Origin of the sequence: Bacillus sp. FSL R5-0447 (assembly GCF_038606125.1) — a bacterium.
GTDB lineage: Bacteria > Bacillota > Bacilli > Bacillales > Bacillaceae > Bacillus > Bacillus velezensis.
In genome coordinates this window covers 499,654-512,077 of record NZ_CP152012.1, presented here as the reverse complement: position 1 = coordinate 512,077, position 12,424 = coordinate 499,654, and the positions used below count along the sequence as shown (strand labels likewise).

14 protein-coding genes are annotated in these 12,424 nt (G+C 49.8%); 4 read left to right on the top strand and 10 right to left on the bottom strand.

The features are described 5' to 3' along the window. Window positions 1-2 precede the first annotated feature (2 nt). Both NYE68_RS02545 and NYE68_RS02540 read right to left on the bottom strand, forming a co-directional pair. Window positions 3-767 carry a 5-oxoprolinase subunit PxpA gene (locus NYE68_RS02545; protein WP_324636126.1) on the bottom strand — a complete coding sequence of 255 codons (765 nt, stop codon included), beginning with the start codon at window positions 765-767 and terminating at the stop codon, window positions 3-5. 208 nt (window positions 768-975) lie between these two features. Next, window positions 976-1,725, bottom strand: a complete 750-nt coding sequence (locus tag NYE68_RS02540; protein WP_003156292.1) for a Cof-type HAD-IIB family hydrolase — start codon at window positions 1,723-1,725, stop codon at window positions 976-978. 127 nt (window positions 1,726-1,852) lie between these two features. Between NYE68_RS02540 and NYE68_RS02535 the strand changes: the two genes are divergently transcribed. Then, complete coding sequence (locus NYE68_RS02535) at window positions 1,853-2,017, top strand: hypothetical protein (protein WP_003156294.1); 165 nt, start codon at window positions 1,853-1,855, stop codon at window positions 2,015-2,017. A gap of 38 nt (window positions 2,018-2,055) precedes the next feature. Here the strand turns inward: NYE68_RS02535 and NYE68_RS02530 are convergent, their stop codons facing one another. The 5 genes from NYE68_RS02530 to NYE68_RS02510 form a co-directional block, all read right to left on the bottom strand. Beyond that, window positions 2,056-2,451, bottom strand: a complete 396-nt coding sequence (locus tag NYE68_RS02530; protein ID WP_324636127.1) for a 3-hydroxyacyl-ACP dehydratase FabZ family protein — start codon at window positions 2,449-2,451, stop codon at window positions 2,056-2,058. A 70-nt stretch (window positions 2,452-2,521) separates the two neighbouring features. After that, complete coding sequence (locus NYE68_RS02525; protein WP_014416916.1) at window positions 2,522-3,643, bottom strand: mannitol-1-phosphate 5-dehydrogenase; 1,122 nt, start codon at window positions 3,641-3,643, stop codon at window positions 2,522-2,524. 1 nt (window position 3,644) lies between these two features. Continuing rightward, window positions 3,645-4,076, bottom strand: a complete 432-nt coding sequence (locus NYE68_RS02520; protein ID WP_012116817.1) for a PTS sugar transporter subunit IIA — start codon at window positions 4,074-4,076, stop codon at window positions 3,645-3,647. A 25-nt stretch (window positions 4,077-4,101) separates the two neighbouring features. Then, the gene (locus NYE68_RS02515) at window positions 4,102-5,541 is read right to left on the bottom strand and encodes a PTS mannitol transporter subunit IICB (protein ID WP_174738526.1); all 1,440 of its coding nucleotides are present in this window, start codon (window positions 5,539-5,541) and stop codon (window positions 4,102-4,104) included. 179 nt (window positions 5,542-5,720) lie between these two features. Further along, window positions 5,721-6,062, bottom strand: a complete 342-nt coding sequence (locus NYE68_RS02510) for a hypothetical protein (protein ID WP_003156306.1) — start codon at window positions 6,060-6,062, stop codon at window positions 5,721-5,723. Between the two features lie 176 nt (window positions 6,063-6,238). Here NYE68_RS02510 and NYE68_RS02505 point away from each other — a divergent pair, with 176 nt between their 5' ends. Genes NYE68_RS02505 through NYE68_RS02495 form a run of 3 tightly spaced genes read left to right on the top strand, consistent with a single transcriptional unit; the run spans window position 6,239 to window position 9,096 of the window. Next, window positions 6,239-6,811 (top strand): DeoR family transcriptional regulator, encoded by a 573-nt coding sequence (locus NYE68_RS02505; RefSeq protein ID WP_324636128.1) that lies wholly within the window; start codon window positions 6,239-6,241, stop codon window positions 6,809-6,811. Window positions 6,812-6,843: 32 nt separating this feature from the next. Next, window positions 6,844-8,472, top strand: coding sequence for a copper resistance CopC/CopD family protein (locus tag NYE68_RS02500; RefSeq protein WP_324636129.1), 1,629 nt, complete (start codon window positions 6,844-6,846; stop codon window positions 8,470-8,472). Window positions 8,473-8,484: 12 nt separating this feature from the next. Further along, the gene (locus NYE68_RS02495; RefSeq protein ID WP_007410287.1) at window positions 8,485-9,096 is read left to right on the top strand and encodes a DUF1775 domain-containing protein; all 612 of its coding nucleotides are present in this window, start codon (window positions 8,485-8,487) and stop codon (window positions 9,094-9,096) included. 45 nt (window positions 9,097-9,141) lie between these two features. Here NYE68_RS02495 and gdh read toward each other — a convergent pair whose 3' ends face one another. The 3 genes from gdh to gabD form a co-directional block, all read right to left on the bottom strand. Further along, window positions 9,142-9,927 carry a glucose 1-dehydrogenase gene (gene gdh, locus NYE68_RS02490; protein WP_007410286.1) on the bottom strand — a complete coding sequence of 262 codons (786 nt, stop codon included), beginning with the start codon at window positions 9,925-9,927 and terminating at the stop codon, window positions 9,142-9,144. A 20-nt stretch (window positions 9,928-9,947) separates the two neighbouring features. Beyond that, complete coding sequence (locus NYE68_RS02485; protein WP_003156317.1) at window positions 9,948-10,811, bottom strand: RhaT/GlcU family sugar-proton symporter; 864 nt, start codon at window positions 10,809-10,811, stop codon at window positions 9,948-9,950. A 154-nt stretch (window positions 10,812-10,965) separates the two neighbouring features. Next, window positions 10,966-12,354, bottom strand: a complete 1,389-nt coding sequence (gene gabD / locus NYE68_RS02480; protein ID WP_007410282.1) for a succinate-semialdehyde dehydrogenase — start codon at window positions 12,352-12,354, stop codon at window positions 10,966-10,968. Between the last annotated feature and the right edge of the window lie 70 nt (window positions 12,355-12,424).

Below are 12,424 nucleotides of genomic sequence, written 5' to 3'. Positions count from 1 at the left end.
GCTCAGTCTTTTGCAAGCGCGCTGATTTGAATGTCTGCTGCTTTTAATTCTTTTTTGATTGTTTTTGCGAATGTGAGGGCGTGGGCGCCGTCTCCGTGAATGCAGACGGTGTCCGCTTTCAGGTTTACAGCTTGTCCCTTACGCGATGTCACCGTGCTGTCTTTCACCATTTGAATCACTTGACCGACCGCTTTTTTGTCATCCTGAATCAGCGCATCCGGCTCTGAACGCGGCGTCAGCGTGCCGTCTTCCTGATAGGTGCGGTCCGCAAACACTTCGCTTGCCGTCCTCAGTCCGAGTCGATCTCCCGCTTTAATCAGCTCGCTTCCGGAAAGCCCGAAAAGAATAAGCCCGGGATCAAAATGACAGACCGCCTGAGCGATGGCTTCTGACAGGCCGGGATTGACGGCGGCCATATTATATAAAGCGCCGTGCGGCTTCACATGCTGCATCTCGACACCTTCTGCTTTTAAAAACCCTGACAGCGCGCCGATTTGGTACAGCGTCAGATCATACGCTTCCTCGGGTGTAATCGCGATCTGCCGCCGCCCGAATCCCTGCAGATCGAACAGCCCGGGATGAGCGCCGATTTTCACGCCTTTTTCCGCCGCAAGCGCAACCGTTTTGCGCATCACGCTGGGATCACCCGCATGAAAGCCGCAGGCGATGTTTGCAGATGTCACATAATCCAAAATCTCTTCATCCAGCCCGATTTTATAAGCACCGAAACTCTCTCCTAAATCACAATTGATGTCAATCTGAAACATAAGATCCCTCCTGTATTGTAAACGTTTTATATGATTATCATTCCGCTATTCGGAATGACTATTCCGAATTGTTGGATTTCTCTTCATTATATTTATTTCTGACAGGTTTGAACATCCTTTTGTCAGAAAACCTACCATGGACCTAGTCACAAATCTGACAAAACAAAAAAAAAAGAGAGTCTCATACTGAGACTCTCTCTTTTTTCTATTATAACACCCAGTGGCGGATCGCTTTGGCGACCCCGTTTTCCGTGTTGACATCAGTCACCCAGTCAGCTGTTTCTTTCACGATGTCCTGCGCGTTCCCCATGGCGACGCCGACACCCGCTTTTTCAATCATGGCAATGTCATTCAGACTGTCACCCATGGCCATCACATTTTCCATCGTGAAGCCGAGTTTTTCCGATACCTTCGCCAGCGCAGCCGCTTTGTTGATACCGAGGGCATTGACTTCGATGTTGATCGGACTTGAGTTTGTGATTTCGAGCTCCTTGTATTCTTTGAGCTCTTTCAGCACCTCATTCCGCACTTCGTCATCCTCGATTTCGAAACCGAACTTGAGCCACTGATGATCCGTAATCGTTTCCGGGAATTCCCCTCTCCACACTCTATCGACGGTAGAAGCCCAGAAATTCGTGTTGTGCTTATTCCTCAGATCCCATAATTTTTGAATATGATCGGTATGAAGAAGCTTGCGCTCAACCAGCTCAAAGTTGGAATCCCAGATTTCGCTGCCGTTTGCCGTGATTAAAAAGGATGACAGCTCGAGAGACTCAGCCAGTTCGCGGCAGGTCATCAGCGTGCGTCCTGTGCTGATGACGACGTGAATTCCTTTCGCCTCCGCTTCCTTGATCGCCCGCCGGTTTTCCTCCGGGATGAGCTGCTCGTCATTGAGCAGGGTTCCGTCCATATCAATCGCGATCAGTTTAATATCTGCGTCTTCTCTTTGTATCGGCATATATGTACCTCACTTTTTATATTGTAGTCGTCTCTATTTTAATACATATGACCCACAGGAACAAAAAACCGCTTCCTGCGTTTGGCAGGGCGAGCGTTGAGGAAAATAAATATTGAGGTGATGGAGGATGAAAGAAAGAAAACAAAAGAACAAACCGAATGAAAATCCTGAACATCATGATTTAACCGATCCGATTCCGCTGGAAGAGCTGAAGGAAAACGCCAATGACGAAAAACACAAACATGACCAGAGGGACAATTCACAAAGTGAAAGAGATTATGATACAAAATAAAACGCTTGTCCGAAAGCCGCCTCCAGTGGCGGCTTTTTTTACGATAGCTGGATAAATATGCTGAGCTCCGCTTCCGCCACAGGCTTCCCGGCAACGGACGCTTTCGCCCGGCCGAACACAAAACCGCGTCTGATTCGCGTGACCTCAAAAAAAAGATCCAGACGGTCTCCCGGCAAAGCGGCACCTAACCTTTCCGCTTTCTTCACCGCGGATAAGAGACCGAGACCGTCACCGCCGGTAATTCCCGCGCAAGCCGCCGTTTGGGCCATTGCTTCAACGACGAGCGAAAATGGCATCTCTCTTTGGGATTCAGTTATAAACCAGTCATTTTCACTGATGTTTTTGTAAGCAGCCGCCCATTTTCCGGCTTCACTGTTCGTCGTGCCGTCAATCAAAAGAAACGGAAAACGATGGGGCAATAGCGTCTGATTCATCACGCAGCCTCCCTTCCCTCTCATTATAACGCAAGAAAAAACCCGCGTCCCCCCCGACGCAGGTTCATTTTTATTGATTGAGCTTTTTGAGCACGATGCCATGCAACGGTTCATGCGGCTGAATACCGCAAATGTCTTGAAGAACGCCGCTCGTGCCTTTTTCCGCGATAAGCTTTTGCAGCTCAACCGCTTCCGGATCATCCTGATAGTCAAAGCGCAGGGCGGCGGCGATACCTTCCGCCAGCGCGTTCGGTTCTTTTATTTTTTTGGCCGGCCCTACTAATCTGTCATTCGCTCCGAGTTTTCTGAGCGGTGATCTGGCGACTCTTGTCACATCATCCGTGATGTATTCATTTTCAAAGCGGCCGATGATTTTTTTCATGTACTGCTCGTGTTCGGATTGCTTAAAGCCGTACGCTTTCACCAAGTACTCGCCCGTTTCTGAAAGTGCATCGTACACGACACGCCGGATTTCAGGATGGCCGATGGCCTCTTTGACGGTTTTTAATCCGCGCTGATAGCCGACATACGCCGTGACGGCATGCCCGGTATTGACGGTAAACAGCTTTCTCTCGATGAAAGGCGTAAGATCATCCGTAAACAACGCACCTTCCAGTACCGGCTGGCCGCCGGCAAAGCCGGTTCTGTCTATGACCCATTCAAAAAACGGTTCTACGGATACTTTCAGCGGATCTTCATGGTGCTGAATCGGCACGATCCGATCCACCGCAGAATCCGGGAAGCCGACCGTCCGGTTCACGAGTTCCCGTTCCGCTTCCGTCAAATGTCCGAAAACTTCTTTTTTCAGAAAACTGCTGCCGCCGATCATATTTTCACAGGCAATGATATTGAGAGGCTCAGAGGACGTTCTGCGCTTCAGCCCTTCCGCGATGGACGGGGCGATGAGTCTGAGAACGTTCGGGCCCACCGCCGTCGTAATGATCGCCGCTTCATTGATCAGCCTGTACAGCTCTTGTTCTTGCACCGCGCTGTTGATGGCTGAAACGGGGCCGATGATTTCGGTCTGCCGGCCGCCGTCGGCAAGCTCCACGGTATATTCCTTCTTTTCATTGAGAAGGCTGACCATCGTTTCATTCACATCAGCGAAAACTACGTCATAGCCGGAATGATGGAGCAGGGCGCCGATAAAGCCCCGCCCGATGTTTCCCGCTCCGAAATGAAGGGCAATCATGTCAGTTCACCTCGCTGAAAATAGCGGCCAGTTCTTCTTCCGTCTTTGCACTGATCAGCCGTTCAATGTTTTCTTCCTCTGAGCAGATGATGGCGATGTTTGACAGGATGTCTAAGTGTTCATTGTTTTTTCCGGCGATACCGAAAACGACCTTTGCCGTATTGCCTTCACCGTATTCCACACCGTCCGGAATCTGGATGACGGAAATGCCTGAATGAAGCACCTCATCCTTCGCATCTTCCGTGCCGTGCGGGATCGCGATGAAATTCCCCATAAACGTCGATGATGTTTCTTCACGTTCGAACATTTTTTCCACATAGCCGTTCTTCACGTAGCCGTTATCAATCAATGTCTGTCCCGCGAGGCGGATGGCATCCTCTTTTGAGTTCACCGTCTGGTTCAGTTTGATGTTCGCTTTAGCCAATACTTCCATGATGAAGATCCCTCTTTCTGTTTGATTAGTTTTTAAGCTTTTCAATCAGTTCATCGTATTTCGGGCTGTTCAAGAAATTATCAACCGAAATGTGCACCGCCTGCGGCAGCTTCGCTTTCGCGCGGTCAGTCAGGTCCTTATGCGTAATGACGATATCCGCGTCATTCGGCAGATTATTGATCGACGTATTTGTCACATCAATATCCAGGTCTGCTTTTTTCACTTTATTTCTTAAAATGGAGGCGCCCATTGCGCTCGATCCCATACCCGCGTCACACGCGAAGATAATGCGGCTGACTTGGTCGGCGGAAATATCAGCGGCGCTGTTTTCCGGCTCTTCCTCTTTGTCCGCCAACGCGGCCGCCGCTTCACTTTTCCTGCCTTTCATTTCCTGCATTTTTTCCGCCGCGGCTGTCAAATCTTCTTCGCCCGCTTTAGACGATTTCAGAATAAGCGCCGAGACGATAAACGATACGGCCGCGGCAACGATGACGCCCGCCAGCACGCCGAGGTAGCTTCCTTTCGGCGTCAGCGCCAAAATGGCGATGATGCTTCCCGGAGATGATGCGGCGACAAGACCTGCGTTAAAGATCGAGAATGTAAGCAGTCCGCTCGCTCCCCCGGCGATCGCCGCGAGGATCAGCATCGGTTTCATTAAAATGTAAGGGAAATAGATTTCATGAATCCCCCCGAAGAAATGAATGATCGCCGCTCCCGGAGCCGTCGATCTTGAAGAGCCTTTCCCAAAGAACATATATGCCAGTAAAATACCGAGTCCCGGTCCGGGGTTCGCTTCCACTAAGAACAGAATGGATTTACCCGCTTTGGCGGCCTGCTCGATTCCGATCGGACTTAAAATGCCGTGGTTGATCGCGTTATTCAGGAACAGGACTTTCGCCGGTTCTACGAAAACGCTTGCAATCGGCAGCAAATTCGCGTGGACAATGACTTCCACACCCGCCGCCAGCAATTTGTTAAGAGACAGGACAACCGGGCCGATCGCATAAAACGCGATAATCGTCAGCACAGCTCCGATAATTCCCGCCGTGAAGTTGTTGATCAGCATTTCAAAACCCTGTCTGACTTTATCTTTAAACACACGGTCTAATTGTTTAATGAGATAACCGCCCAAAGGCCCCATAATCATTGCCCCTAAGAACATCGGAATGTCCGCTCCGACAATGACTCCGATGGCCGCCGTCGCTCCGACGACTCCCCCGCGGTGATCGTAAATCATTTTTCCGCCCGTATATGCGATTAAAAGCGGCAGAAGATACGTAATCATCGGGGTTACCAATGTATTCAGCTGCGGATTCGGAAACCACCCCTTAGGTATAAACAGCGCGGTGATAATTCCCCATGCGATAAATGCGCCGATATTCGGCATGATCATACCGCTTAAATAACTGCCGAACCGCTGTATCTTCACTTTCATGCCAGCTTGCTGTTCTTGCTGCATGTTCATTCCCTCCCTGTTTGCTTGCCTTCAGATGAAAATAAATAAGACACGGGGTTTCTCTCTCTCCCCTGTGTCTTCATCATAAAACGCTTACAATTCTCATTCAATGAAAAGTAAAGAGGAGTTTGGCACAGAGACTGTGACAACTCCTTAACAAAAAAAAAAGACACCTCATCAAAGGTGTCTTACCGCTTTCTGTATATAATGTGTCCTTTTGTGACGACGAGTTTGGCAATGAGCCGCTCACTGACAATAAACACCGGATACGCACATACGAGCGCGAAAATGGCGGCCGGCACGTACCGCGCTGCCGGAAACATCGGCATGACGGCGGTTCTGGCCATCTGCACAAGATAAATCAAAAGCACCGTGATCGCAATGGCCGCAGCCATAATCGGAGCTGATACTTTATATTCACGCAATTTCACATGGCAATGCCCGCACTGAAACTGGCACGGGATCATGGATGATCTGACCATGTCGCCTGTAATCGGCTTGCCGCAGTTCGGGCAGGTCGTTTCTTTCATGTTTATTCCTCCATTCAACTCTTCTATTATAACAGAGTCTGACTACGTCTTTTACATTTGTGATTGTTCAACATTTTTTCACATATTTTATCATCAGGCTCTTGTGTGCATTTGTGAAAACATCTACTCTTAGAGGGAGGTTCATCACTCATTCGCATAAAAAGGAGGATGCAGAATTGCTTCCGATTCACAGACAGCAAACCTTGCTTGAATGGCTGAAAGAAGAGGGCGCGCTGAAAATCTCTGACATAAGCGAGAGATTCGGCGTCTCCGAGATGACCGTGTACAGAGATGTCAATCAGCTGGCGGATGCAAACCGGATTATCCGGACACCCGGCGGCATTACGCTCCCTCCCGCTTCAGAACGAAGCGCCAATCAATGCGGCTATTGCCTGCGGCCGATTCAGCATTCGTATTCTGTTCAGCTTATTACCGTTTCACAAGCCGTTGAGCAGATGTGCTGCATTCATTGCGCGATTTTGCGGTATGAGGATAAAAAGGAAGAAGTGTCCCACGTCATTTGTAAAGATTTTCTTCTCCAGACGACGCTGACGGCCGCTTCCGCATACTTTTTAGTCCATGCCGATATTGACCTTCACTGCTGCCGGCCTCAGGCGATTCCCTTCTCAACGCTTGATTACGCAGAACGGTTTCAAAAAGGATTCGGCGGGGTCATTTGCACCTTTGACGAGGCGGCGGACATCATCTTACACGACAGGCAGAAGGGATGCACCTGCATCAAGACATAACAACAACCAACCGGAAGGCGGTGTCATCATCCATGAGACAGAACAAACGCTGGCTCATCTTTTTGCTGTTCCTTGTTTTGATTCCGAAAACAAGCTTCGCCCACGCCTACATCACAAACTCAAATCCGGGTGAGAACAGCGAATTAAAACAAGCGCCGAAGCAGATTGAAATTGAGTTTAATGAACAGATTGAAGAAGGCTTCCACTCCATTAAGGTCTATAATTCATCCGGCGAACGGGTCGATGCGGGAAAAACGGTGATTCAAAAAAATGATGCCCGCATCATGACCGCGGCATTGAAAAAAAATCTGCCGCATGATATTTACAGAGCGGAATGGAACGCGGTATCGGCCGACGGACATCCGGTATCCGGCGTCATCCCTTTCAGTATCGGAAAAGCCGGCGGAGAACTTCAGGAGCAGACATCATCGCAAGCGGCGCTTCATCCCGAAGCGGCCATCGGCCGCGGTATTTTGTACACCGCTCTCTCCCTGTTTATCGGCACGGCTTTTTTCCATCTGTTTTGGTACAGAAATAATAAAGATTCATCAAAAGCAAAACGAACTGTAAAGCTGCTCGTGATTTCTTTATGTGTAACGGGGCTCGCGCTTATCTGCCAGCTCCCGATCCAGACGAAAGAAAACGCGGGCGGCGCTTGGAGCGCCGCGTTCCAGCCGGACTATGTAAAAGAAACGCTTCTGAAAACGGCAGGCGGGTACGTCTGGATGATCCAGATCAGCTTATTTATCCTGCTCGCCCTGTCCATGATCCCGCTGTTGAAGAAGAAAGCATTCTGGTCATTTGCGTACTGGACGGCGCCGCTGTTGTTCTTCTTCGCTTCGCTTTTGGCAAAAGCATTCGCCGGGCATGCGGCGGTTATCGACGAAAAAGCGGTCGGCATCGCGATGGACTTTCTCCATTTATCGGCCGCGTCTGTATGGATGGGCGGTATCGCCGCGCTTGTGCTGCTTCTTTCATCAGAGTGGAGAAAACCCGATAAAACCATCGCTTGGGAAACGGTCAGACGGTTTTCTCCTTGGGCGTTCGCCTCTGTCGGTGTGCTGTTATTTTCAGGTGTGCTGAACGGATTTTTCATTATCCGCACGTTTGATTCACTCTTTCACACCGCTTACGGTAAGACGCTCCTTTTGAAAATCGGACTGTTTGTCATCATGCTTGTGCTCGGCGCCGTTCACGTATGGATGACGAAGTTCAGCAGAAAAAGGAGCATCAGCGCAACGATAAAGGCCGAATGGGCACTAGGCATCGCGGTGTTATTTACAACCGCCGTCTTCACAAGCCTGCCCAGTCCGCCGCCGCCTGCGCCATTGCCTTTTAACGGCTCAGAAACGATCGGAAACGGGGAAACCCTGTCCTTGCACATTACGCCGAACCAGCCGGGTAAAAATGAATTTCAAGTCATTGTCACCGATCACAACGGCAGCTTGGTAAAAGACATTCAGCAATTTACGGTCACTGTTTACCAGACGGGCTTCAGCGGCAACCAGCATGAAAACACCTTTGATTTGAAGAAGACGAAAGAAGGCACATTCGAAGCCGCCAACCTGTCCATCACCGAAAAGGGAAACTGGAAGATCAAAGTCCACGGGCTGACAAACGATTTTAATGAAATCAACCAAATATTCTCAACGACAAACTAAGGAGTGTATCTCATGTTGAAAAAAAAGGCTTTATTATTCATATCCGCCGTGACCCTGTCACTCGTCGGTTTTACGGCGACAGCAAGCGCCCACGTCTCAGTCAAACCGGCGGAATCCGCGGCCGGTTCTTGGGAAACGTACACGATGAAAGTGCCTGTGGAAAAGAATGAGCCGACAACGAAAGTCGTGCTGAAAATGCCCGCCGGCGTTGAATTTCAGCAGTATCAGCCAATTCCGGGCTGGAAAACATCCGTATCCAAACATGATGACAAAGCGGTCTCCGTCACTTGGGAAGCAAAGGACGGCGGCATTCAGCCCGGCCAATTCCAGCAGTTCACGTTCGTTGCGAAAAATCCTGAAAAGAGCGGAGATGCCGCTTGGGACGCTTATCAATATTACAAAGACGGCAGCATTGTAGAATGGACGGGTGATGAGAAAGCCGACACGCCCCACTCGATTACGAAAATCACGAAATCGGCCAGCGTGACGGATGCGCACGGAGCTGAACAGTCAAACGAAGAAAGCAAATCCGGCGTATCAGCGCTTGATATTGCAGCCATCGTTCTGTCAGCTGCGGCGATTATCCTTTCCATCGCGGCGCTTGTAAAGAAAAAACGCGCGTAAGCAAAAAGCGATCCGGCTCTAAAGAGCCTGCGATCGCTTTTTTTCTTATCCGCGGCCTGCCTGGAATGACGGATATTTAGTCATTCCCCCGTCAGCAAACAGCGTAATGCCGGTTACGTAGCTTGATTCCTTTGAAGCAAGCCAGACGGCGACAGCCGCGATTTCTTCCGGCTCACCGATATATCCCATCGGAATCATGCTTTCCACATCTTTTTTCTGAACGGGATCCGCAAATTTTTCCGCGTTGATCGGCGTATTGATGGCTCCCGGCCCGATGTTGTTGACACGGATGCGCTTCGGCGCGTACTCAAGCGCCAGCGTTTCCGTCATCAATTTGATGCCGCCTTTACTCGCCGCGTAGTGAACAAACAGAGGCCATGGAATCATTTCATGTACGCTTGACATGTTAATGACGTTTCCTTGAATATCATTCTCTACGTAATATTTAATGGCTTCGCGGCTTCCTAAGAAAGCGCCGGTCAGATTGGTATTGATGACTTTGTTCCAGTCTTTGAGCGGCATTTCATGCGACTGAACCGGATTTTCCATGCCGGCGTTATTGATCATGACATCCAATGTGCCGAATTCCTTCACCGCGGTCTGCACGATGTTTTTGACATCTTCTTCTTTTGTGACGTCGCCTTGAATGATGACCGCTTCGCCTCCCGCTTTTTGAATCTCTTCTTTAACGGTTTGGGCGTCTTTTTCATTACTATAGTAGTTAACCACGACTTTCGCCTGCTCCTGTCCGAAGCGGATCGCCATCGCTTTTCCTAATCCTGATGAAGCTCCCGTAATGGCAACGACTTTTCCTTTTAAATCCGTGTACATGTTCAAACCTCCTGCATTTGTTATGAATTTGATTTCGCAACGCCTAAGAATACCGCGGCCACAATGATCAGGATAATCCCGATGGCAATGGCGACCAGCTGACGCTTCGTTTTGCTCTCACGGAGAATGAAGATTCCGCCGAGCGTGCTGATGACGATCCCCATTTGAGAGAGGGAAAAACTTGTCGCGACTCCGACGCGCGGCTGTGAGATGAACAGAAACATATTCCCGAGCGCCCAGATGATTCCCGGCAGAATGTTCTTGAGGGCGTACTTATTAAACGGTTTATGCTTGTACGTCAGGAGCAGCCCGCCGATGACCATCCCGATCGCCTGCGGCAGAAGCGCTGACCATCCGGATACGCCGAACAGCCGGGCCACAACGACATAGACCAAATAACCGAGCGTGGAGATCAGCAGGATGACAATGCCTTTTTTTAAGTTTCCCGGTTCTCCGTCCGCCCGCCCCTTTTTATCTTCTAAAGATGTGAGCACAATCCCGATGATGATAAAAATAAGGGCGAGAATACCCAGCGTAATCGCGATCGGGGTTGACCATTCTTTGAATACGATCACACCGAACAAAGAAGTCGAGACGAGCTGCATTCCCGTTGATATCGGCATCGTTTTTGAAACGCCCATCAGCTGTATGCTTTTAAGCTGATTGCTTTGGCCGAGCGACCAAAACAGCCCCGAGATGATGCCGACAATAAAAATGCGCCCAGACAGCACCGGATGGACAAACAGATACAACACAAACGAAACGATGAGCGCCCCGATTGTCGTTCCCAGCGTCTGGCTGTAAGGCCCGCCGCCTAATTTGACGTTAAATAACACGATGCTCCCCCAAAATAAAGCCGGGAGAAGAGCCAGTAATATATCCATGATGGCGACCTTCTTTCAATCGTATTTGCTGTTATTTTGTCTGGAATCGAACCGATTATTCCCGCAAGATCAAAAAAGCCTGCCGGCGATATTCACCGGCAGGCTGCTCAATAAAAACAGCCCCGCTTAGAAGCGGGGCTTACTTTTCGGTTGATTAAAGTCCGATAGACATGTATTTGGTTTCCAGGTACGGCTCAATGCCTTCCGTACCGCCTTCACGGCCGATGCCGCTTTCTTTCATTCCTCCGAACGGCGCTTGAACCGCGGACGGACCGCCGTCATTCCAGCCGATGATGCCGTATTCAAGCTGTTCAGAAATATAAATGCCGCGGCGGTAGTTTTCTGTGAAGAAATAAGCCGCAAGCCCGAACGGCGTATCGTTCGCAAGCTTGATCGCTTCATCAATATCTGAGAACGTAACAATCGGCGCAACCGGGCCGAATGTTTCTTCGTGCATGATGTTCATGGATGTGTCTACGTTTGACAGCACGGTCGGTGTCACGAAATAGCAGCCTTTTTCATCGTTTTGGTCATACGTTCCGCCCGTCAGCACTTTTGCGCCTTTTTCCACGGCGTCATTAATTTGGCCGACGATTTTATCGAAGCCTTTTTTGTTGATGACAGGGCCGACGTTTACGCCTTTTTCAAGACCGTTTCCGACTTTTAGTTTCGCAGCTTCTTCACTCAGTTTTTTCGCAAACTCGTCTTTTACGGATTCGTGTACGATCAGCCGGTTCGCACAGACGCAGGTTTGGCCGGCATTTCTGAATTTAGAGGCCATTGTTTGGGCTACCGCCAGATCAAGATCAGCGTCTTCATCCACGATCAGCGGCGCATGTCCGCCAAGCTCCATTGACATATGTTTTACGGTGTCGGCGCTGTTTTTCATCAGGATTTTGCCGACAGGCGTTGAGCCGGTAAAGGTAATTTTGCGGATTTTCGGGCTGCTGGTGAAGACGTTTCCGATTTCGGCTCCGTCACCGATCACCACTTGCAGCACGTCCTTCGGAATTCCCGCTTCATATGCGAGACGCGCAAGGGCGTAAGCGGAAAGCGGCGTATCCTCCGCCGGTTTGATGATGAACGTACAGCCTGCCGCCAAAGCGGGCGCGGCTTTTCTTGTAATCATCGCATTCGGGAAATTCCACGGCGTGATCGCGGCTACCGGGCCGACCGCCTGACGGGTGACGACAATCCGTTTGCCCGTTGTCGGCGCAGGTACTGTTCTGCCGTAAATCCGTTTTGCTTCTTCGGCGAACCATTCAATATAGCCGGCGCCGTATAAAACTTCTCCGACCGCTTCTTCGTACGGTTTGCCGTTTTCTTTCGTAATTAATTCCGCAAGTTCTTCTTTATTTTCAACAATCAGCTCATACCATTTTCTCAGCAGTGAGGCACGTTCTCCCGCTGATGTTTTGGACCATGATTGAAACGCTTGATGTGAACGTTCAATCGCTTTTTCAACATCTTCGGCCGTCTGCTGGGGGATGCTTTCGATCGCCTCTCCCGTTGCCGGGTTGTACACTGTTAATTGCTCTGGCATATTGAACATTCCTTTCTCTGCTATAGTAAAGCCATTGAATGCTAGTTGATGTATCTCACACTTTCATGAT

Coding starts and splice junctions, on each gene's coding strand:
- NYE68_RS02545 (WP_324636126.1), bottom strand. CDS start 767: ATGTTTCAGATTGACATCAATTGTGATTTAGGAGAGAGTTTCGGTGCT.
- NYE68_RS02540 (WP_003156292.1), bottom strand. CDS start 1,725: ATGCCGATACAAAGAGAAGACGCAGATATTAAACTGATCGCGATTGAT.
- NYE68_RS02535 (WP_003156294.1), top strand. CDS start 1,853: ATGAAAGAAAGAAAACAAAAGAACAAACCGAATGAAAATCCTGAACAT.
- NYE68_RS02530 (WP_324636127.1), bottom strand. CDS start 2,451: ATGAATCAGACGCTATTGCCCCATCGTTTTCCGTTTCTTTTGATTGAC.
- NYE68_RS02525 (WP_014416916.1), bottom strand. CDS start 3,643: ATGATTGCCCTTCATTTCGGAGCGGGAAACATCGGGCGGGGCTTTATC.
- NYE68_RS02520 (WP_012116817.1), bottom strand. CDS start 4,076: ATGGAAGTATTGGCTAAAGCGAACATCAAACTGAACCAGACGGTGAAC.
- NYE68_RS02515 (WP_174738526.1), bottom strand. CDS start 5,541: ATGAACATGCAGCAAGAACAGCAAGCTGGCATGAAAGTGAAGATACAG.
- NYE68_RS02510 (WP_003156306.1), bottom strand. CDS start 6,062: ATGAAAGAAACGACCTGCCCGAACTGCGGCAAGCCGATTACAGGCGAC.
- NYE68_RS02500 (WP_324636129.1), top strand. CDS start 6,844: ATGAGACAGAACAAACGCTGGCTCATCTTTTTGCTGTTCCTTGTTTTG.
- NYE68_RS02495 (WP_007410287.1), top strand. CDS start 8,485: ATGTTGAAAAAAAAGGCTTTATTATTCATATCCGCCGTGACCCTGTCA.
- gdh (WP_007410286.1), bottom strand. CDS start 9,927: ATGTACACGGATTTAAAAGGAAAAGTCGTTGCCATTACGGGAGCTTCA.
- NYE68_RS02485 (WP_003156317.1), bottom strand. CDS start 10,811: ATGGATATATTACTGGCTCTTCTCCCGGCTTTATTTTGGGGGAGCATC.
- gabD (WP_007410282.1), bottom strand. CDS start 12,354: ATGCCAGAGCAATTAACAGTGTACAACCCGGCAACGGGAGAGGCGATC.